This window comes from Empedobacter falsenii (assembly GCF_019308355.1).
Classification (GTDB): Bacteria; Bacteroidota; Bacteroidia; order Flavobacteriales; family Weeksellaceae; genus Empedobacter; species Empedobacter falsenii_B.
In genome coordinates, this window is sequence record NZ_JAAGKM010000005.1 from 75872 (window position 1) to 96965 (window position 21094).

At 32.3% G+C, this 21094-nt stretch carries 18 protein-coding genes; 12 read left to right on the forward strand and 6 right to left on the reverse strand.

Annotated features, from left to right (window positions below; all coding sequences use genetic code 11):
• Nucleotide 1 precedes the first annotated feature (1 nt).
• The 3 genes from G0Q09_RS03965 to G0Q09_RS03975 all read right to left on the reverse strand — a co-directional run bounded on the left by G0Q09_RS03965 (nt 2) and on the right by G0Q09_RS03975 (nt 2575).
• Nucleotides 2-496, reverse strand: a complete 495-nt coding sequence (locus G0Q09_RS03965) for a DUF4252 domain-containing protein (protein WP_038336746.1) — start codon at nt 494-496, stop codon at nt 2-4.
• Nucleotides 497-557: 61 nt separating this feature from the next.
• Nucleotides 558-839: a hypothetical protein gene (locus tag G0Q09_RS03970; protein WP_219034042.1), complete on the reverse strand. Its 282-nt coding sequence runs from the start codon at nt 837-839 to the stop codon at nt 558-560.
• Nucleotides 839-2575 carry a 1-deoxy-D-xylulose-5-phosphate synthase gene (locus G0Q09_RS03975; RefSeq protein ID WP_219034043.1) on the reverse strand — a complete coding sequence of 579 codons (1737 nt, stop codon included), beginning with the start codon at nt 2573-2575 and terminating at the stop codon, nt 839-841. The genes G0Q09_RS03970 and G0Q09_RS03975 overlap by 1 nt, the downstream gene beginning before the upstream one ends.
• 71 nt (nt 2576-2646) lie before the next feature.
• On the opposite strand from G0Q09_RS03975, the gene G0Q09_RS03980 reads away from it, so the two are divergent.
• Genes G0Q09_RS03980 through G0Q09_RS03995 form a run of 4 tightly spaced genes read left to right on the forward strand, consistent with a single transcriptional unit; the run spans nt 2647 to nt 6286 of the window.
• Complete coding sequence (locus tag G0Q09_RS03980; protein ID WP_219034044.1) at nt 2647-3225, forward strand: DUF3109 family protein; 579 nt, start codon at nt 2647-2649, stop codon at nt 3223-3225.
• Between the two features lie 13 nt (nt 3226-3238).
• The gene (locus tag G0Q09_RS03985; RefSeq protein ID WP_125349979.1) at nt 3239-4900 is read left to right on the forward strand and encodes a DUF6909 family protein; all 1662 of its coding nucleotides are present in this window, start codon (nt 3239-3241) and stop codon (nt 4898-4900) included.
• A gap of 5 nt (nt 4901-4905) precedes the next feature.
• Complete coding sequence (locus G0Q09_RS03990) at nt 4906-5910, forward strand: Gfo/Idh/MocA family protein (protein WP_219034045.1); 1005 nt, start codon at nt 4906-4908, stop codon at nt 5908-5910.
• A complete protein-coding gene (locus tag G0Q09_RS03995) occupies nt 5891-6286 on the forward strand; it encodes an acyl-CoA thioesterase (RefSeq protein WP_038336752.1) in 396 nt (131 codons plus the stop codon). The genes G0Q09_RS03990 and G0Q09_RS03995 overlap by 20 nt, the downstream gene beginning before the upstream one ends.
• Before the next feature lie 48 nt (nt 6287-6334).
• On the opposite strand, the gene G0Q09_RS04000 is transcribed toward G0Q09_RS03995, so the two are convergent.
• Entirely contained in the window at nt 6335-6856 is a 522-nt protein-coding gene (locus G0Q09_RS04000; protein ID WP_219034046.1) for an acyl-CoA thioesterase, read from the reverse strand.
• A gap of 180 nt (nt 6857-7036) precedes the next feature.
• Between G0Q09_RS04000 and G0Q09_RS04005 the strand changes: the two genes are divergently transcribed.
• The 4 genes from G0Q09_RS04005 to G0Q09_RS04020 all read left to right on the forward strand — a co-directional run bounded on the left by G0Q09_RS04005 (nt 7037) and on the right by G0Q09_RS04020 (nt 13298).
• Nucleotides 7037-7405, forward strand: a complete 369-nt coding sequence (locus G0Q09_RS04005; protein WP_219034047.1) for a hypothetical protein — start codon at nt 7037-7039, stop codon at nt 7403-7405.
• 183 nt (nt 7406-7588) lie between these two features.
• Nucleotides 7589-8671 (forward strand): efflux RND transporter periplasmic adaptor subunit, encoded by a 1083-nt coding sequence (locus G0Q09_RS04010; protein WP_219034048.1) that lies wholly within the window; start codon nt 7589-7591, stop codon nt 8669-8671.
• An 18-nt stretch (nt 8672-8689) separates the two neighbouring features.
• Complete coding sequence (locus tag G0Q09_RS04015) at nt 8690-11857, forward strand: efflux RND transporter permease subunit (RefSeq protein WP_125349975.1); 3168 nt, start codon at nt 8690-8692, stop codon at nt 11855-11857.
• The gene (locus G0Q09_RS04020; RefSeq protein ID WP_219034049.1) at nt 11850-13298 is read left to right on the forward strand and encodes a TolC family protein; all 1449 of its coding nucleotides are present in this window, start codon (nt 11850-11852) and stop codon (nt 13296-13298) included. The genes G0Q09_RS04015 and G0Q09_RS04020 overlap by 8 nt, the downstream gene beginning before the upstream one ends.
• 78 nt (nt 13299-13376) lie before the next feature.
• Here the strand turns inward: G0Q09_RS04020 and G0Q09_RS04025 are convergent, their stop codons facing one another.
• Nucleotides 13377-14531: an HU domain-containing protein gene (locus G0Q09_RS04025; RefSeq protein ID WP_114998158.1), complete on the reverse strand. Its 1155-nt coding sequence runs from the start codon at nt 14529-14531 to the stop codon at nt 13377-13379.
• 88 nt (nt 14532-14619) lie between these two features.
• Here G0Q09_RS04025 and dprA point away from each other — a divergent pair, with 88 nt between their 5' ends.
• The 4 genes from dprA (at nt 14620) to G0Q09_RS04045 (ending at nt 19979) form a co-directional block, all read left to right on the forward strand.
• Nucleotides 14620-15717 carry a DNA-processing protein DprA gene (gene dprA, locus G0Q09_RS04030; RefSeq protein ID WP_219034050.1) on the forward strand — a complete coding sequence of 366 codons (1098 nt, stop codon included), beginning with the start codon at nt 14620-14622 and terminating at the stop codon, nt 15715-15717.
• 58 nt (nt 15718-15775) lie between these two features.
• The gene (gene porZ / locus G0Q09_RS04035; protein WP_219034051.1) at nt 15776-18025 is read left to right on the forward strand and encodes a type IX secretion system anionic LPS delivery protein PorZ; all 2250 of its coding nucleotides are present in this window, start codon (nt 15776-15778) and stop codon (nt 18023-18025) included.
• Nucleotides 18025-18744, forward strand: coding sequence for a DNA repair protein RecO (gene recO, locus G0Q09_RS04040; RefSeq protein ID WP_219034052.1), 720 nt, complete (start codon nt 18025-18027; stop codon nt 18742-18744). Before porZ ends, recO begins: the two co-directional genes overlap by 1 nt.
• An 83-nt stretch (nt 18745-18827) precedes the next feature.
• Entirely contained in the window at nt 18828-19979 is a 1152-nt protein-coding gene (locus G0Q09_RS04045; RefSeq protein WP_125349970.1) for a cystathionine gamma-synthase, read from the forward strand.
• Between the two features lie 48 nt (nt 19980-20027).
• Here G0Q09_RS04045 and G0Q09_RS04050 read toward each other — a convergent pair whose 3' ends face one another.
• On the reverse strand, nt 20028-21086 hold the full coding sequence (locus G0Q09_RS04050) for a hypothetical protein (protein WP_219034053.1): 1059 nt from the start codon (nt 21084-21086) through the stop codon (nt 20028-20030).
• Nucleotides 21087-21094: the final 8 nt, after the last annotated feature.

The window sequence follows — 21094 nt, forward strand, 5'->3', positions numbered from 1 at the left end:
ATTATTTCAAAATATCTGCTAAATCTGCAATATCTTCAGCCGAAACTTTGTCCAAAATTTTGTCTAAATCTGTTCTAGGAATATCTAATTTCGAATCGATAACCAATACATTTCGTAAACCGTTAATTCCAAAAATCATTTTCTTAACTCGTCCGCCATCTTCTTGTAATGAAATGTTCAAACGGCTGTCTTTCGCTTTGAATTTTACTAAGTTCTCATATTTTTCACCACGCATAGATGACTGCAAATCATTCATGATTCTTTTTTGCTTTCCTTGTCCAGCATCTGAAACAACAAAAACTTTAGCCGATTTTAAATAATTAAATAAATCTGTTCCACCAGCTTTTCCAGCTAATTTCAACGCAAAAGAAGGTAAAGGAATTACAGTAGATTGATTATCATATTTTTTGTAGAATTCTTGCATGTTGCTTGTTGTACCGCAAGATTGCAATGTTAACAATACTGCTATAAAAGATAAACCGATTATTTTTTTCATTGTTGTTGTGCTTATAAATTAGAAAAAGCTATTACAACTCTCGTACCGAAAATTATTAAGTTTAAAAATATTCAATAATTCCTAAAACCAAATAGACAATTGAAGAAATTATCAGGAAAAATCCTATTATAATTCCACCTATTAATCGATTATAAGCTAAAACTTTAAAACCGTCTTTTAAATGGTCTAATTTATTTTCTCTTTTTACTGCATAATCAATTCCAAATTTAGGTTTCGATTTTTTATTTTTATAATATGGATAATAGAAAGGAGATATAAATATTAACATTCCTAGACCTAATAAAAAACCAACTAAAGCTTTTTCTAAATACTCATTTTCCATTACAAATAACTTTTTATCATTTCCAAAATTGATTCATCATCCAAACCAACGATTTCTTCTAATTCGGTAATCGAAGCGTGTTCGATAAATTCGTCTGGATAACCGTTGATTGTAATATTTCCTTTGTAATGTATTGAATTCAGAAACTCTAAAATTCCACTTCCAAAACCTCCTTTTTTAATCCCATCTTCAAAAGTTAGTATGGTAGAATATTTCAACGAAATAGCTTTTAAACGAGATTCATCTAAAGGTTTGATAAAAGGAAAATCAATCAAAGCAACTTTATCTTGAAGATGATTTTGGATGATAATTTCTTCGATTCGAGAACTAATCAATCCAGTCGAAAGAATTGCTAATTGATTTCCTTCAAAAATAATTTCAGATTTACCGATTTCTATTTTTTCGACTTTAGAATTACTTGTTTGGATATTATTTTTTGGATAACGAATTGCAAAAGGACGAGTTGTAAACTGTGCTGTATACAATAGATTTTTGAAATCTTTTTCGTTTCGAGGCGAAGACACAATCATATTTGGAATTTCGCGTAAATATGCTATATCAAAATAACCATGATGCGTTGCGCCATCTGTACCAACGAATCCTGCACGATCAATACAAAACACAACTGGTAGATTCTGTAACGCTACATCGTGTATCACTTGGTCGTAGGCACGTTGTAAAAATGTCGAATAAATCATACAATACGGAATGGTGTTTTGCGTCGCCAGACCAGCTGCAAACGTTACCGCATGTTGTTCTGCAATTCCGACATCAAAAACTCGTTTTGGGAAATCTTGATGACATTTTACTAAATTGCTTCCTGTTAACATAGCAGGCGTTATGGCTACAATTTGTGAATTATTTTCAAGTAATTGATGCATGGTTTTTCCAAAAACATCTTGATACGATTTTTCTTTTTTCTTCGATTTTATTTCACCCGTTTCTTTATCGAACAAACCAGGAGCATGCCATTTTACTTGATCGATTTCGGCTTGTTCGTAACCTTTTCCTTTTGTTGTTTTGATGTGTAAAACTTTTGGACCTCTGATTGAATCAGCTTTATTGAAAGCATTCAGTAATTCATCAAAGTTGTGCCCATCAATTGTTCCGATGAAATTTAAACCAAAATTGGTAAAGATATTTTCGGATTGATTTTCTAATGATTTAAAATGTTTTTTCAAACCACCAACCGAAGGATCAATTCCGATATCATTATCATTCAAAATCACTAAAACATCCAAATCTGTCGATCCAAGGTGATTCAATGCTTCTAAACTCATTCCAGAAGTAATTGATGCGTCACCAATAATTGCAATATGTTTTCTATTGATTTGATTGATTTTATCTGCTGTTGCCATCCCAACAATTGCTGAAATAGATGTAGAAGAATGTCCCGTTCCAAATGTATCAAACTCACTTTCTGTACGCGTTGGAAAACCAGAAATACCATCTTTCTGACGAAGAGAATCGAAAATTTGTTGACGACCAGTCAAAATTTTATGTGGATAACATTGATGACCTACATCCCAAATCAACAAATCTTTAGGTGTATTGTAGTGATAATGTAATGCAATCGTTAATTCAATCACACCCAAACTAGCACCTAAATGTCCTGGTTTTACACTCAAAGTATCCAAAATAAACTCGCGCATCTCGTGAGCTAAAGCAGTTAATTGAGACGCTTCAAAAGTCCTAAGTTCCTTAGGATGATTGATTTTTGAAAGTAGATTATCCATTATTCTTTTACAAAATTACATTTTTCTGAGGAATTTTCCGTACCTTTGCATGTTACAAAATTTAATGTAACATGTTCCAAATAGGAAAAACCCTTGTATCTGAAGAACTACTAAATGAAGATTTTGTTTGTAATCTTAACAAATGTAAAGGGATTTGTTGTGTAGAAGGTGACGCAGGAGCGCCTTTGAATGATGACGAACTAACTGTATTAGACGATATTTATGAAGATGTAAAACCTTATTTGCGTCCCGAAGGAATTGCGGTGATTGAGCAAGAAGGTAAATACACAATGGATACTGACGGCGATTGGGTAACTCCATTAGTCAATAATCGCGAATGCGCCTATTTAGTTTTCGAAGAAAATGGTTTTTCAAAATGCGGTATTGAAAAAGCATACGAAGACGGAAAGGTCGATTATAAAAAACCAATTTCTTGTCATTTGTATCCAGTTCGTGTTAAGGAATATTCAAATTTCACTTCTGTGAACTATGATGTATGGGATATCTGCTCAGATGCTTGTACCTTAGGAAAAGAATTGAAAGTGAATGTTGCAACATTTGCAAAAGATTCGTTGGTCCGAAAATTTGGACAAGAATGGTACGATGAATTAATGGACATTCAACAAGAATTAAACAACCAAAAAAAGTAAAAAAAAAATTATTATGTCAATAACAAGAGCAAGAAGATCTACTGACGCTATTGAAAGATTATATATCTCTATGCGTCATTTATTTCATAGAGGAGTGTACCGTCCATCTGGTGCGCCTGGAAAAATATTAAGAAATTTATTATTCGAAATCAATCCTGAAATCTACGGATCAATGACAGATCCAAACAAAGTAGAATTAAGCGGATTAATGTACGTTTTAGATCGTTTACCAGAAGGAATTGTAGAAACACCTTATGTGTCTTTTACATCTGACGAAGGCTATGATCGTTCTATTTTCACACCAATTATTCCTGCAAAACGTCGTCGTTTTTGCTATAGAATTGATGATGATCAAATGAATATCGAAATTTCTCGCGGTCGTTCTGATATCTATGATGTGTTGACGCACTTAACGTTTTTATATAACGAGGCAGATAAAATCAGAAATAGAGCATTCAGTAACGAAACACTTTCTAAAAGTAGAGCGTGGGAATTTATCGAAAATGTTGCATTTAATGAAGTTGAAATTTCTCGAAAAGAACGCGAAGTTGCTTTGATGCATTTATCGACGATTTTAGGAAGAACATTTGAAGAAACACAAGAAATTCATCATTATTTCAGTAAAGCAGACGACAAAGATTATTTTTTCCGTGTAGTTTATTGGATGGGATATACTAGCCAACAAGATCGTATCGGAACAAAGAAACGTGAAATTACATTTACGTCAACTTTACGTGAATCGATTGGTCATCATATGATTGGAGAAAAATGGGCGAATGAAATCAAACGTGTATTATTCGAAAATAATCTTCAAGATAAAAACATTCACATCATTTCTGCTAATATGCATAGTGTGTCTAACATGTTGTATGCCTATGATGGATTAAAAAGAAAATACAAAAATGATGGTGTAGAAATTTACGAAGATTTGAGTGCGGCAAACAACAAAATGTTGCGCGATTCGTTAAATGAATACACTCAACAAAATGGTTTAGTTTACATCAAAGATCAATCAGGAACAAATATCGATGTTCAAATTATTGATTTATCTAAAGTAAACATTGCAAATTCAGCATTTTCTTATGCAAAAGATAAGAACAATGAGGTGATTATTGTGATGGATTATGCCTTTGGTGAGCAAGCATTTGAGGCGATGGATGAGTTGTTGAAACCATACAAAGTAGGAGATGTAAAATTCAAAATGAATGTAAAATCTGTTGCGATTATGGGTAAAGCTGGTATTCTTGAAGGAATAAAAGGTGATATAATGATTGCTACAGCGCATGTTTTCGAAGGAACAACAGATAATTATGTTTTTGATAACGAATTAACCGCTGCAGATTTCGAAGGACAAGGTTTAGGTGTTTATGAAGGACCAATGATTTCGGTTTTAGGAACATCATTACAAAATAAAGACGTTTTAGAGTATTTCAAAAATTCGTCTTTCCAAGCGATTGGATTAGAAATGGAAGGTGCGCATTATCAAAAAGCGATTCAGGTTGCGTCAAAAATTAGACATCACATCGATAAAGATGTTAAAGTAATGTATGCTTATTACGCTTCTGATAATCCGTTAGAAACAGGAAGTACATTGGCTTCTGGAGGTTTAGGATTAACAGGTGTAAAACCAACTTATCTAATCACACAAAAGATATTAGAAAAAATTATTAAATAAATTCAATGAAGAATTTTTCCATTTTAGGCTACGGTCATATTGGACGTGTACATCAACAAGCGATAGAAGAAACGGAAAATGCGCAATTAATTTCGGTGATTGATTTCAATTTACCAGAAGATTTACCTTTCAAAGGTTATTCAACACTTGAAAGTTTTCTGAACGAAGATCAAGAAACTGATGTTGTTGTGATTGCTACGCCAAATGGTTTGCACCGCGAACATGCGATTCGTTGTTTAAAAGCGGGAAAAAATGTTTTGATTGAAAAACCAATTGCATTAACTGTAGAAGATATTACTGAAATACTGAAAGTTGCTGACGAAAAGAAACTTAGAGTTTTTACGTCGATGCAGCTTCGTTTTTCTCCAGTTGTGCAATATGTAAAGAATTTGATAGATAATAATTCATTAGGGAAAATTTTCATGGTGAATATTAATTGCTATTGGAATCGTAACAAGAATTATTACAAGTTGCGTGAATGGCACGGAAACCAAGAAATGGATGGAGGTGTTTTATTTACTCAATTTTCGCATTTTGTTGATATCATGAATTTTTGGTTTGATGAGGTAATTTGTACAAATTCAAAAAGTTTCAATTTTACGCATCAAGAAGTGACAGAATTTGATGATTCGGGTTGTGTTGATTTTACTGCCGATGGAGCAATCGGACATATGATTTATACAACGTCAGTTTTCAATAAAAATTTCGAAAGTAATATCACGCTTATTGCTGAAAAAGGAACAATAAAGATTGGAGATCAATATCTTAATCAAATGATTTATTCTGATTTAAAAAATGTGTGTTGTTCAAACAAAATTTCTACTGAACAAAAGAATTTTCATCCTAACGCCATTGCCGAAATTTCTGACGCGTTAATCCGTCATAATGAATCTTTGTTAGATGGAAAATATGCTGTAAATTTAGTCAAGTTTATTTCGGATGCGAATCATTTGGCAACAGAAAATAAGCAAGAACTTAAAATAGAAAACTATGAAATTTCACACTCGTAAATGGGTAAAACCAGAAGATCTTAACCCAAACAAAACACTTTTTGGAGGAAAGCTTTTGGCTTGGATTGATGAAGAAGCGGCGTTGTATAGCATTGTGCAATTAGAAAATTCGCATGTTGTGACCAAATATATGTCGGAAATCAACTTTATGGCTTCGGCTCGTGAAGGTGATATTGTAGAAATTGGAATTGAAGTGGTGAAATTTGGAACAACTTCATTGGTTTTACAATGCGAAGTACGTAACAAAATGACGCATGAAACCATTATTACAGTCGATCGAATTACGATGGTAAATTTAGATGCAGAAGGAAAACCAAAACCACACGGGAAAACACAAATAGAATATGTGGTGGATCGTTTAGCTGGAAAAGGTTAAAAAATTATATCAATAAAAAAGTCGAAACATTGTTTCGACTTTTTTATTTTATTCTGTAATAAACAACGATTTTAATTCGTGTGCATCAGCAGGATTCATTCTGCCAGCCAAAATCAAACTTAATTGTTTACGACGCAAAGCAGCTTCATAACGCTCGATTTCTTGTTCAGATTCTGGAATTAATTCAGGGACTTGAACAGGTTTATTATCATTATCAACGGCTACAAATGTATAAATACCGCTATTTGTTTGGTTATAAACACAATTTTCGTAATCGTAAACATAGACATCAACATACACTTCCATCGATGATTTGAATGCGCGAGTTACTTTAGATTCTAACTTCACTGTACTTCCCATCGGAATCGGAATGTTAAACGCAACGTGATTGACACTTGCTGTTACAACCAAAAAACTTCCACCATGCATTTTCGCAGAAATAGAAGAAATTCTGTCCATAGAAGCCAATAATTCGCCTCCGAACATGTTTCCTAAGTTGTTGGTTTCATTCGGTAAAACCAAGTTTGTCATTACTGCTAACGACTCTTTTGCTGTTTTTGCTTTCGCCATAAACTTTTGTTTGTTGGGTGCAAATTTCAACAAAATATTCGAGTTTTGAAACAGTTATTATCGTTGTGTTAAGTATTTGTAATTGAGTTTTTTATTAAATCAATAAAATTTTATAGTTAAAAAATGTTAATATAGATTATTGTATTATTTCAAGTCTTACATTTGAACAGAATTATGAAAATGTTTATCACATACTTGCTGTCTGCTTTATTTCTGCTATTTTTTGCGGAAACTAAAGTGTTTGCGGGTACTCAACATTTTCAAGGAAATTTAACTTCGCAGACAGTTGTTAACGATAATACACATATTTATCACGCAAGTAAAATTGTTGAAACTAAATTTTCTAAAACTTCAAATTCAAATCAATTTCAAGAATTTAATCCAAGTATCGAAACGATTGATGATGATTTTCAGACATCAAACAAAATCGATTTAGAAACTTGTATCAAACTATTAAGTGTTGTTCTGGTTTTAAACTTTATGATTCAAGGTTTAAGAAAGAAGCACATCTTCTACAATAAAACCATCAAATTTTCGAGTTGTAAGTAAATTTTGTTACGTACAATTAGAATTTGATTGATTTCTTAAATTTTTAAAATTACACCAAAAATTAGTGTTCAGTTCATGAATAGCTGAATGTTAACCAATTTTTGTATGTAATATTTTTTGGTAAAACTACTTCTGCCAAGAAATCCATTTCATCAAATTTTACATTTAATAGTTAGAAGAATTATGAAAAGAGTCGCATTATTTGTAGCTCTAAGTACTGTATTGTTGACAACAAGTTGTTCATCAAAAAAACAGGAAAAAGAAGAAGTGAAAGATTATCCAATCACAACGCCAATCAAAATGGATACGATTGTAGATAAGGATTATGTAGCCCAAATTCAATCGGTACGAAACATCGAAATTCGTGCGCAAGAAAAAGGTTATTTGCAAAAAGTTTTTGTGGATGAAGGTCAACATGTACAAGCTGGTCAATTGTTGTTTCGCATTATGCCTTCGATGTATCAAGCCGAATATTTAAAATCGAAAGCTGAGGTAAAAGAGGCACAAATTGAATTACAAAATTCAGCAACTTTGGCTGATAATAATGTCGTTTCTAAGAACGAAAAAGCCATTGCGCAAGCACGATTAGAAAAATCGAAAGCAGAAATGCAATTGGCTCAATTACATTTATCATTTACAGATATTCGTGCACCATTTTCTGGTGTTATTGATAGAATTCCTATGAAATTGGGAAGCTTGATTGACGAAGGAATGTTATTAACAAATTTATCTGATAACTCATCAATGTTTGCTTATTTCAACGTTTCTGAACCTGAATATTTAGATTATCAAACAAATATTCAAGATAGAGCGAATAAACAAGTTTCGTTGATTATGGCGAATAATAAACCTTTACCAGAAAAAGGTTTGGTAGAAACGATAGAAGGAGAATTTAACAACGAAACAGGAAATATTGCGTTTCGTGCACGTTTTGCAAATCCAAATCATCTGTTAAGAAATGGTGAAACAGGGAAAGTAAAAATGACAGTTCCGTTACATGATGCTTTATTAATTCCACAAAAAGCAACCTACGAAATTCAAGATAAAACCTATGTTTTTGTAGTAGATAAAAATGGTGTTGTCAAATCGAGAAATATCACGATTGGTCTAGAAATGCCTGATGTTTATGTGGTAGAAAGCGGACTTTCGGAGAAAGATAATATTTTGTTAGAGGGTGTTCAGAAAGTGAAAGATGATGATAAAATCAAAACGAAATTTATTGCACCAAGAAAAGTTCTTTCATCGTTGAAATTAAAATCAAACTAATCTAAAAAATTCAAAGTTATGTTTGATAAATTTATTCGAAGACCCGTTCTATCGATTGTCATTTCGTTGATTATAGTTTTCTTAGGAATTCTATCATTAGTCAAATTACCCGTAACGCAGTTCCCTTCAATTTCGCCACCAAAGGTGAATATTACAGCGGAATATCCGGGTGCAAATAATGAATTATTAATCAAATCGGTGGTAATTCCATTAGAACGTGCGCTAAATGGTGTTCCAGGAATGAAATATATTACATCTGATGCTGGGAATGACGGTGAAGCGTCTATTCAAGTGATATTTGATTTAGGAACTGATCCCAATATTGCAGCTGTAAATGTGCAAAACCGTGTTTCTTCGGTTGTCAATAAACTTCCGCCTTTAGTAGTTCGCGAAGGAGTGAAAATTACACGCGAAGAATCAAACATGTTGATGTACATTAACTTGTACAGTAACGATCCAAAAGCTGACCAACAATTTTTATATAATTATGCAGATATCAATATTTTATCTGAGTTGAAACGTATTAATGGAGTTGGAGATGCAGATATTTTAGGAAACCGAGAATATGCAATGCGTGTTTGGTTAAAACCAGATAGAATGCAAGCCTATAATATTTCTGCGGATGATGTGATGAAAGCGTTGGATGAACAAAGTATTGAAGCTTCGCCAGGGAAAACAGGGGAAAGTTCTGGAAAACGTTCAGAAGCTTTTGAATATGTATTAAAATATTCAGGTCGATATAACACAAAAGAACAATATGGAAACATCATTTTAAGAGCAAATCCTGATGGAGAAATCTTACGTTTAAAAGATGTTGCTGATATAGAATTCGGAAGTTCGATGTATGATATTTACTCAACATTGAACGGAAAACCTTCTGCCGCAATTGTGATAAAACAATCGTACGGAAGTAATGCGAGTGAAGTGATTAAAAACATCAAAGCATTAATGGCTGATCTTAAAGAGAATAATTTACCAAAAGGAATGGATTACGAGATTTCATATGACGTTTCGAAATTCTTAGATGCTTCAATGGAAAAAGTGGTACATACACTTTTTGAAGCTTTCGTTTTAGTTGGGATTGTTGTGTTTTTATTCTTAGGTGACTGGCGTTCTACATTGATTCCTGCGTTGGCGGTTCCTGTTTCTTTGGTCGGAACTTTTGCGTTAATGAGTTTCTTTGGAATTACATTAAACTTGATTTCATTATTTGCCTTAGTTATGGCGATTGGAGTTGTCGTCGATGATGCGATTGTGGTGATAGAGGCTGTCCACGCCAAGATGGAAGAGAAAAATCTCTCGCCTTTACGAGCGACGGAAGAAGCGATGCGCGAAATTAGTGGAGCAATTATAGCAATCACATTTGTAATGGCAGCTGTTTTTATTCCAGTTGCGTTTATGTCTGGTCCAGTTGGAATTTTTTATCGTCAATTTTCGATTACGATGGCAACATCAATTATTTTATCAGGAATTGTTGCCTTAACGCTTACACCAGCTTTGTGTGCAATGATTTTGAAAAATAATCATAATCAACCAAGAAAGAAAACGATGCTAAATAAATTTTTGTTGAAGTTTAATAATTTGTTCAACAAAGGTTCTTTTAAATACGAAAAAGTTTTAACCAAAACAGTTAACAAACGAACTGTTACATTCGGAATTTTACTTGCATTTTGCGCTGGAGTTTTCTTTTTGAATAATAGTTTGCCTTCTGGATTTATTCCAAACGAAGACCAAGGAATGTTTTATGCAATTATTCAAACACCTCCAGGTTCTACGTTAGAAAGAACGAATGAAGTTTCTCAAAAATTACAAAAAATAGCGGAAGGAATTGATGGCGTTTCATCAGTTTCATCTTTGGCTGGTTATGAGATTTTGACAGAAGGTACAGGAGCAAACTCTGGAACTTGTTTAATTAACTTGAAAAGTTGGGACGAACGTTCTAAGTCTGCGGAAGAAATCATCAAAGAATTAGAAGAAAAAGCTGGAAATATTAATGGTGCGAATATCGAATATTTTCAACCACCATCTGTTCCTGGATATGGAGCTGCAGGAGGTTTCGAGTTGAGATTATTGGATAAAGCGGGTAGTGGAGATTATCATAAAATGGAAGAAGTGAGCCGTGATTTTGTAAAAGAATTAACTCGTCGTCCAGAATTGAGCTCTGTATTCACATTTTATAGTGCTTCCTTTCCTCAATATGTCTTGAAAATTGATAATGATATTGCCGAACAAAAAGGAGTTTCGATCGAAAATGCGATGGATAATTTATCAACATTAGTTGGTTCTAATTACGAAACAAGTTTCATCAAATTTGACCGACCTTATAAAGTGATGGTACAAGCTTCGCCAGAATATCGTGCGCTACCGGAAGATTTATTGAAATTGTATGTGAAAAATGATCAAGGTGAAATGGTTCCATATTCAGCTTTCATGAAAATTGAAAAAGTATATGGTTTATCAGAAATTACGCGTCACAATATGTATAATGCAGCAGAAATTAGTGGTACGCCAGCTTCTGGTTATAGTAGTGGACAAGCGATTGCAGCGATTAATGAAGTAGCTAAGAATACTTTGCCTCGTGGTTTTGGAATTGATTGGGCAGGAATATCGAAAGATGAGGTTTCTCGTGGAAATGAAGCGGTCATAATTTTTGTCATCTGTTTAATTTTCGTTTACATGATTTTAGCAGCACAATACGAAAGTTTTATTTTGCCTTTACCAGTTATTATTTCATTACCAACAGGGATTTTCGGAGCATTTTTCTTCTTGAAATTATTAGGATTAGAGAATAACATTTATGCACAAGTTGCAATGGTGATGTTGATTGGACTTCTCGGTAAAAATGCGGTGTTGATTATTGAGTTTGCAGTACAAAAACATAACGAAGGTTTATCAATTGTAAAATCAGCGATTGAAGGTGCGGGTGTTCGTTTCCGTCCAATTTTGATGACATCATTTGCGTTTATTGCAGGTCTTATTCCGTTGGTTATTGCTTCTGGTCCGGGAGCAGTAGGAAATAGAACAATTGGTACTGCTGCTGCAGGCGGAATGTTGTTCGGAACTATTTTCGGGTTGTTTATTGTGCCTGGTTTGTATGTTGCGTTTGGCGCTTTGGCGGATAAAATGCAATTGGTGAAATACGAAGATGAAAATCCTTTAACAGAAGAAATCACGGAAGATGAATAAAAATAGTTTAAAAAATATAATTGCAATAAGTCTTTTTGGAACAATGATTTGGAGCTGTAAAGCTCCTGCGGTAAGCAAAGAGATTGAAAATCATCAAGCACCAAAAATTCCAGAAGCTTATCAGAATGTTCAAAATGATAATACACCAAGTTCTGGGTTAACGCCTTGGAAACAATTTTTTACTGATCCAAATTTGGTCGTTTTGATTGAAGAAGCGTTAAAAAATAACCAAGAATTGATGATTACACTTCAAGAAATTGAGATTTCTAAAAATGAAGTGTTGTACAAAAACGGAAAATTATCGCCAACTGTTTCAGCAAATGCAGGAATTGGAGTTGAGAAAGTTGGTCGTTATACAAGTCAAGGTGCTGGTGATGCTTCGACTGAGATAAAACCCGGGAAAGAAATGCCTGATCCTTTGATGGATTATGCGATTGGATTGAGCGCTGATTGGGAAGTTGATATTTGGAAAAAATTACGTAATTCGAAAGATGCTTCGATTGCGCGATATTTATCAACGGTAGAAGGAAAGAATTTTGTTTTGACAAATTTAATTTCAGAGATCGCGTCGTCTTATTATGAATTATTGTCTTTAGATAGTCAATTGGAGTTAATTCATCGAAATATTGAGTTACAGAAAGAATCACTTCGTGTAGTTAAAATTCAAAAGGAAGCAGCGCGTGAAACTGAATTAGCGGTGAAAAAATTTGAAGCAGAGCTATTAAAATCAGAAAGTGAAGAGTTTAATATTAAACAAGATATCACAGAAACTGAGAATAGAATTAATGCATTATTGGGAAGATATCCGCAAACGATAAAACGTGATGGTTCGTCTTTTATGGATTTGATTCCACAAACAGTGCATGCAGGAATTCCTTCTGAATTATTATCAAATCGTCCTGATATCAAACAAGCAGAATTAGAGTTAAAAGCTTCTGCTTTAGATGTGAAAGTGGCTCGTGCAGAGTTTTATCCGTCGCTTAATATTTCTGCGGCTTTAGGACTAAATGCGTTCAAACCATCTTATTTGGTAAAAATGCCAGAGTCCATTTTGTATTCATTGGCTGGAGAATTAGCTGCGCCTTTAATCAATAAAAGTGCGATAAAAGCGGAGTTTAATACAGCAAATGCTCATCAAATACAAGCGTTGTACGAATATGATAAAACGATTTTAAATGCTTATTTAGAAGTGTCAAATCAAATGTCGAAGATTAATAATTTAGAACAAAGTTATTCGTACAAAGATAAACAGGCGAAAGCACTTGTAGAATCTATTGATATTGCGAATCAGTTGTTCAAAAATAATCGTGCAGATTATCTAGAAGTGTTAACAACTCAACGTGATTTATTGGATGCAAAAATGGAATTAATCGAAACAAAAGAAAAACAATTAAGTACAGTTGTCGCTATTTACAAAAGTTTAGGCGGAGGCTGGAAGTAGTTTTCATATTCATTCTAACAAAGAAATAAGCTGCCCAAAAGGCAGCTTATTTCGATTTATTTTGTATTAAAAAATGATTTAATTTTCAGTTCTAACCCAAGTTCCAGGAGACTTTTTATTCACATCATTCATATATTTTTGCGCTTCTTCTATATTATTGAAGCTGCTATATGTAACATAATAATAGCGACCTTTTACATAAGAAATTCCAGCATCTTTGTAACCTTGTTTTTTCAATTCTTCAACCAAACGATCAGCATCTTCTTGACGTTTTAATGAAGCCGCAATTACTTGATATTTTTTATTGCTAGATTTTGCAGTTGTTTTAGTTGCAATTTCTTTTTTGTCCTCAACTTTCTTTTCAGCTGTTTTAGGAGTTTCAACTTTCGTTAATTTTTTCGTTTCTGTTTTTACAACTTCTTTTGTCGAAGGTTTTTCCTTTACAATTGCAGTAATTTCCTTTTCAGTCTCATTCAGTTTCGTTTCTTTTACAACTGTAATTTCAACTTTTTTAGGCGTTTCAATTGTATCTGTTTTCGTTACGGTTTCAGCAATTTGATATTCAACCAAAGAAGGTTCAGCAATGGTTTGTGGCATATTATACACATCGTATTGCACTGTAGGTTTTTCAGTTTTGGTTGCGTCATCTTTACCAATCATTGGTAAAACCAAACCGCTCCATTGCTCCGTTACGAATTCTTGCACGGGTTGCGGTGTATTAAAATATAGGAAGCCACCAACAATAATGGGAATTAATGAGGCTGCGGCTAAAAATTTTGACATGTGTTTGTTAGAGGTTTTAGTTTTAGACGAATCTAAAATGTAATTGGCTTGTAAATTTGAAAGACCGTAAGCGGCGATGAAATAATTTTGAGCATTTTCTGGTTTGAAGTCAATTTTTCCAGCGTCATTAAATTGTAATGATCCGATATTTTGTAAGGTTAAAACTTTTCCATTTTTCAAATGTTCTTGCCAAAAATAAACTTGTTCATTCAAAAATGTTTGCGCATTTTCAAAAGACATTGGCTCATCTTCTACAATTTTATTAACCAAAACACCATCACTTTTTGTTAAAGTTGTATTGAAAGAAAGCTCTTTTCTTGGTGGAATAAATGTGTTTGTTTGCTCGTCAAACGCCACATTAGCAGTGTTTGAGATAAACGCACCAAAGTTTGGAACGATTACACAATCGTGCTGAAATAATAATTGACTAATATGCTCTTCTAACCTCATACTACGAAATTAACATTTTTTTTAGATTTAGCAAAAAATAAATACTTAAAATTATTCTTAGTTGGTTTAATATTAATAATTTAACAAAATGCAAACCGATTTACCATATATTTTAGCACTTTCTTTCCAGAAAGGAATTGGCGATATCACGGCTCGAAAAATTATTCAATTTTTTGGTTCGGCAGCGGCTGCTTGGAATTGTAAACCAAAAGATTTGATGCAAATTTCGGGAATTGGACAGCAAATAAGCAAAGATTTTGGGAATAAAAAATGGTTAGATTTAGCTTTTAACGAAATAGAATATTGTAAAAATAATCAAATCAATATTTTAACTTTTTATGATGAAGCTTATCCACAATTCTTAAAAGAATGTATTGATGCACCTTTAGTGATTTTTTGCAAAGGAAATTTAGAATTTAATCATCTCAGTAATAAAAAGATTTCGATTGTTGGAACACGAAAAATGACCAATTATGGACGAAATTTTATTACTGAATTAATTGAAGGTTTAGCTGATTTTGATGTTACAATTGTGAGTGGATTGGCGTATGGTTGCGATATTGAAGCACATTCAAATGCGCTTAAAAATAATGTTGTAACATGGTCGGTAATGGGAACAAATTTTGAACGAATTTATCCTGTTGCTCACAAAAAAATTGCGATTGAAATTTTACAAAAAGGAGGTTGGATTACCGAGCAACCAAGTTTTAAAATTGCTTCACCTGAAGCTTTTTTACAACGAAATCGGATTATTGCAGGTTTGTCGGATATTACAATTGTGGTAGAGTCTGCTTTTAAAGGAGGAAGTTTGGTGACTGCAAAATTTGCAAATGAATATAATCGCGAAGTATTTGCTTTACCAGGGAAATCAACCGATGTGTTGAGTATTGGGTGTAATTATTTGATAAAATCTCATCAAGCTTATTTGGTCGAAAATTCGAAAGATATTATTGATTATTTTAACTTCAATTCGAAGAAGAAACCAAAACAAATAGATTTGTTTATTGAGTTTTCTGATGATGAAAATTTAATTGTAAATTATCTCAAAACCAATGGAAAACAACATATTGATAAAATGTCTTTTGACTTAAATTTGAAATCCTACGAATTGATGCCAACTTTATTAGATTTAGAATTGAAGCAAATAATTTCTACTCTTCCAGGTAAATTTTATGATTTATTGTAACAAGCAATACAATTTTTAGCAAGTTATTTTGTTATAAATTACAGTATTTTTGTGCATTATGAAGACAAAATTGTTCATTTTCATCACCATGATTTTCACAAGTTTAAACGCTCAAAATGATAAAGTGCGTTGGACTGATCTTTTTTCTTACAATAATGTGAAATTGTTGGAAGAAGTAAATGGTGTGATTTATTGTGGAACTGAAAACGGAATTTTCTTGTTCAATCCTCAAAATCCAACAAGTGATTGGATTAAGTTAAATAAAACCAATTTCTTGAACAATGTTGGGGTTTCTGCAATGGCTTATGACAAAGATTCTGATTCGTTTTTAGTTGGTTATGAAAATGGAGGTTTAGATTTATTGAAATCTGGAGAATCAACAATGGTTTTGGATATCAAATGGAATGGTTTTTCGGGTGATAAAAAAGTCAATCATATTTTTATAAATGATGGAATTGCGTTTATTTCTGGAGCTTTTGGAATTGTTTCTTTCGACTTAAAAAAGGAAGAATTTAAAGAGACAACACGTACAAATACAGCTGTTGTAAATGATGCAACAATTTTGAATAATAAACTATATATCGCAACTTCAAACGGAATTTATTCAAGTGAATTAACTTCAAAAAAAATAAATAATCCAAATATTAATTCGTGGACACAGCCAACATTTAATCAAAATGTTACCAATATAGAATTATTTGAAAATGAGATTTATTATTCGGTAAACAATGAATTAAAATCATTAAGTGGAACTTCTACCCCCCCTTTTAATTTGATTAAAGAGTTAAAATCGTCGAATGGTAAATTAATAATTACTCAGAATAATCAAATTTCTGTTTTCAAAGGAGATAATTACCCTTTAATTGATGAAGATGGAAATGAAATAAATTTCAATTCTGGAATTTTTATTAACAATATTTATTTTGGAGGATCTGTAAATCATGGAATTATTAATTTATCTAATCATAAAGAATTTTATCCCGATGGACCTTTCAATAATAAAGCTTGGTCTGTAACAACAAAAAATGGAAAAGTCTGGATTGCTCCAGGAGGAACTCAAGGTTATGGAAATGTTTTAGATAATAGTGATGGTTTCTATTATTATAATCTAAAACAATGGAACAATTTTCGTTCAAAAGATATTTTTGATATTCGAGATGTTTTAAGAATCGCTCCTCATCCAGATAAAAATAATAATACATTTATAGTTTCATCATTCAATAAGTATGGACGCGATGTAAATGGACGAACAGATTTATTAGAATTTGATCCAACTAAATTCGAGTTTGCAAATAATTATAAACCTGATCGAATTATTAGTAATCAGTTCCCTAGTTCTAGAATTTCGGGCTTGGCTTATGATAAGTTAGGAAACTTACATATTGGCGCTTCATTTCCAGATGGAAAATCTCCTGATTATAATTCGGTTTATTACTTAGAACGTAATGCTAATGGGACGTGGAATAATATTTCTGTTGATAAAGCCTCTGCAATAGTGGCTCTAACTCCTGATTTTTCTGATATTTATACCTATTATCCAAGTGGTAGAGAAGGAGGAGGGGTTGCTGTATTAGATAAAAATTATCAAATAGTAACAACTTTAACAACTTCAAACAAGTTGCCTATTAATAACGTTTTGACAGTTGCAAATGATAGATCAAACAACTTGTGGATAGGAACTCAACAAGGTTTAGTCGTTTTGTACGGAGCTGATAATGCTGTAAGTTCTAATAATATAATTGCTGAGCCTGTTGTCATTATTCAAGATGGAATTCCGGAAGCGTTGTTAACCGATGTTGGGATTTACGCTATAAAAGTAGATAACGCAAATAATAAATGGATTGCAACAAATGGGGCAGGAGTTTATTATGTTTCGGATAATGGAGAATCGACGAAATTGCATTTTACGTCTAAAAATTCATCTTTACCTTCGGATGTTGTGTACGATGTTTCGATTGATGAATCGACAGGAAAAGTATATTTTGCAACGGAAAAAGGTGTGGTTTCGTATAACGGAGATGTATCGACAGAAGCGAATAATTTTAACAATGCAATTGCTTATCCTAATCCTTATCGCCCAGAATATAAGGGAAATGTCACGATAAAAAATCTTCCAAATCGTGCGTTGGTTAAGATTACAGATATTGTTGGAAATTTACTTTTTGAGAAAAAAGCAGAAGGAGGAATTGTAGAATGGAACACAAATAATGCAAAAGGAAAGCCCGTAGCTTCTGGAATTTACTTAGTTTTGATGACAAATGCTGATGGTACAGATACCAAAACATTAAAAATTGCAGTTGTCCGTTAATGAAAATTTTAGAAACCAAAGCCATTGTACTTTCGAGTTTAAAATATGGTGACACGAGTTTAATTATTCGTTGTTATACACAAGATTTTGGCTTAAAATCATTTATAGCAAAAGGAGTTTTCTCCAAAAAAAAACGAAATACTTCGTTGTATTTTCCGCTAGCAGAAATAGATTTGAGCTTTCAACCGAAATCAAATGAACAACAATTAGTTTTCTTAAAATCAGCTCAGACGTCGCATTATTATGAATCGTTGCATTTTCATCCCATCAAATCGGCGATTGTTTTTTTCTTAGCTGAAATCCTAAACTTAGTTCTAAAAGAAGAATCAGATAATCCAGAATTATATTTTTACATCGAAGATTCGTTAAAAGAATTTGATCAAAAAAAAGATGATTTTGCAGATTTTCATTTGATTTTTTTAATTCAATTATCACATTTTCTTGGTTTTTATCCCAACTTAGAAATTGATGGAAATCTATTCGATTTAGAAAATGGATTTTTCACAAATTCGAATTCATCTATCAATATGTTGAAAGCAGATGAAACTGTTTTGTTCAAAAAATTGTTAGAATTACACTTTTCCGAAGATTCAAAAAATACATTCAACCAATCGCAACGTTCTCTTTTACTCGAAATTCTAGTGAAGTACTATCAAATTCACACCAATAATTTTAAGAAGCCAAAATCATTACAAGTTTTATACGAATTGTTTAGTTAATCTCCCGAAATAAATTCTAACAAATCTTTAAAACAAAGAATAAATAAAACTCCATATATTTGCTATAGTTAAAAGCATTTACAATGAAATTCAATACAAAAGCTATACATGGAGGTCAACAACATGACCCTTCTACAGGAGCCGTAATGACTCCAATTTACCAAACATCAACATTCGCGCAAAGATCACCAGGAGATTACAAAGGATACGAATATTCTCGTGGTGCAAATCCAACAAGAACTGCTTTAGAAAATGCATTAGCATCTATCGAAGGTGGAGTTGCAGGTTTTGCATTTGGTTCTGGTTTGGCAGCAATCGATGGTGTATTAAAATTATTTAAACCAGGTGATGAAATCATCGCGATGGACGATTTATATGGAGGTTCTTACCGTTTGTTTACACGTGTTTATGAAAAATTCGGATTGAAATTCCATTTTGTAGACATGACAAATGTTGAGGCTGTTGTTGCTTTAATTAATGATAATACAAAAATGGTTTGGGTTGAAACACCTACAAATCCATTGATGAAAGTGGTTGATATCAAAGCGGTAAATGATGCTGCAAAAGCAAAAAAATCTGATATTTTAGTCGCTGTTGATAATACATTTGCGTCGCCATATTTACAACGACCAATTGAGTTGGGAGCAGATATAGTGATGCATTCAGCAACAAAATATTTAGGAGGTCACTCAGATTTAGTTGCTGGAGCAATTGTGGTAAACTCTGAACAATTGGCAACAGATGTTCACTTCAATTTATTTGCAACAGGAGGAATTTTAGGACCACAAGATTCTTACTTAGTTTTACGTGGAATCAAAACATTGGCTGTTCGTATGGATCGTCATTGTTCAAATGGAATGAAAATCGCACAATTTTTAGAAGCTCATCCTAAAGTTGCGCATACGTATTATCCAGGTTTAGAAAATCATCCACAACACGAAATTGCGAAAAAGCAAATGAAAGATTTCGGAGGAATGGTAACGTTTACGTTGACTTCTGGGAAAAAAGAAGATGCTTTCAAAATTTTAGAAAACTTAAAAGTCTTCACTTTAGCTGAATCATTAGGAGGAGTTGAATCGTTAGCAAATCATCCAGCTACGATGACACACGCATCTATTCCAGCTGAAAAACGTGCTGAAATTGGTATTACAGATGATCTAATTCGTTTGTCTGTTGGTATCGAAGATATAGATGACTTATTAGAAGATTTAGAACAAGTTTTGAACTTGATTTAATCGATAAATGGAAAATAAAAAAACGGAATCTATAAGATTCCGTTTTTTTTATTGAATTGGAGTTAACGCTTCAGAATTTCGGAGTATTGCAATATATTGAAAATAATCAGTTGTTTTTAAATTTTCTTTTGGTGTAAAGTTTTCTCCAAATAATCTTGACTTTATTTGAATTAAATTTTGAGAAGATTTGTATGGTGAATTTTTCGCATTAAGATTAAAAATTGAAATGGAATTAGACTTTGCAAGTTCTTTAAAATCAAGAATACCTTTTATTAACATCATCGGTCCATCAGCATTTACCCAGTTTATTTTTTCATTTTCTGGAGTAGGAAATTGATCATTTTTAGGTAAATACATTTCACTGTCCAATGTATAACTTACGATGCTTGTTACGTTATATTTATTGTCTAAAAGTCTTTCAGCAAAAGGTTTTTCTTTATCATTCATACTTTTTTGAAGTGTATGAAAAAGACCAAATAATCCATAGAATTTTTCATTTTGTAGATGATTCTTTGAAATGATATGATTAAAATTTTCAATCATTGCAGAATCTCTTGAAATTTTGTTGTTAGAATCATCAAAGTTTGTATCAATACCCAAAACAACGATTTTAGATGAATCATTTAATGTTTTATTGTAATCATACAAGTTGTTCCATTTTTTTAGTAACTCTTGACTTGATTGTTGAGGAATTCTTTTTTTAATAGCTAAAACAACTTCTTTTAATAATTTTTCATTTTTAACATCGGAGCTTAGAAATGTGTTTAATTTTTTAGAATTTAAACTGTCCATTTCGGCAATGTAATAGTTGAATCCAAGATTCTTATTCAAATATTTAAACATAAATTCATCTAATTTTTGATTGTCAGCAAAACCATGAATTTCACCTAATAGAATAACATTTGAAGTGTTGAAGTTATTATCAAAAATCTGAGAATCAAAGTTGCTGTCAATTGTTGTTTTATTATTTTTTAGATAGCCAATATTTGTTTCATTTTTAGAAGCTAAGAAAATTTTATTACTAATAAATAAATACAAAAAAATAAGTGTAATTATTGAAATTAGAGCAATAAAGAAGATTTTTAGGATTTTGATAAGTGTTTTCATGTTGTTAA

Coding starts and splice junctions, on each gene's coding strand:
- G0Q09_RS03965 (WP_038336746.1), bottom strand. CDS start 496: ATGAAAAAAATAATCGGTTTATCTTTTATAGCAGTATTGTTAACATTG.
- G0Q09_RS03970 (WP_219034042.1), bottom strand. CDS start 839: ATGGAAAATGAGTATTTAGAAAAAGCTTTAGTTGGTTTTTTATTAGGT.
- G0Q09_RS03975 (WP_219034043.1), bottom strand. CDS start 2,575: ATGGATAATCTACTTTCAAAAATCAATCATCCTAAGGAACTTAGGACT.
- G0Q09_RS03980 (WP_219034044.1), top strand. CDS start 2,647: ATGTTCCAAATAGGAAAAACCCTTGTATCTGAAGAACTACTAAATGAA.
- G0Q09_RS03985 (WP_125349979.1), top strand. CDS start 3,239: ATGTCAATAACAAGAGCAAGAAGATCTACTGACGCTATTGAAAGATTA.
- G0Q09_RS03990 (WP_219034045.1), top strand. CDS start 4,906: ATGAAGAATTTTTCCATTTTAGGCTACGGTCATATTGGACGTGTACAT.
- G0Q09_RS03995 (WP_038336752.1), top strand. CDS start 5,891: ATGAAATTTCACACTCGTAAATGGGTAAAACCAGAAGATCTTAACCCA.
- G0Q09_RS04000 (WP_219034046.1), bottom strand. CDS start 6,856: ATGGCGAAAGCAAAAACAGCAAAAGAGTCGTTAGCAGTAATGACAAAC.
- G0Q09_RS04005 (WP_219034047.1), top strand. CDS start 7,037: ATGTTTATCACATACTTGCTGTCTGCTTTATTTCTGCTATTTTTTGCG.
- G0Q09_RS04010 (WP_219034048.1), top strand. CDS start 7,589: ATGAAAAGAGTCGCATTATTTGTAGCTCTAAGTACTGTATTGTTGACA.
- G0Q09_RS04015 (WP_125349975.1), top strand. CDS start 8,690: ATGTTTGATAAATTTATTCGAAGACCCGTTCTATCGATTGTCATTTCG.
- G0Q09_RS04020 (WP_219034049.1), top strand. CDS start 11,850: ATGAATAAAAATAGTTTAAAAAATATAATTGCAATAAGTCTTTTTGGA.
- G0Q09_RS04025 (WP_114998158.1), bottom strand. CDS start 14,531: ATGAGGTTAGAAGAGCATATTAGTCAATTATTATTTCAGCACGATTGT.
- dprA (WP_219034050.1), top strand. CDS start 14,620: ATGCAAACCGATTTACCATATATTTTAGCACTTTCTTTCCAGAAAGGA.
- porZ (WP_219034051.1), top strand. CDS start 15,776: ATGAAGACAAAATTGTTCATTTTCATCACCATGATTTTCACAAGTTTA.
- recO (WP_219034052.1), top strand. CDS start 18,025: ATGAAAATTTTAGAAACCAAAGCCATTGTACTTTCGAGTTTAAAATAT.
- G0Q09_RS04045 (WP_125349970.1), top strand. CDS start 18,828: ATGAAATTCAATACAAAAGCTATACATGGAGGTCAACAACATGACCCT.
- G0Q09_RS04050 (WP_219034053.1), bottom strand. CDS start 21,086: ATGAAAACACTTATCAAAATCCTAAAAATCTTCTTTATTGCTCTAATT.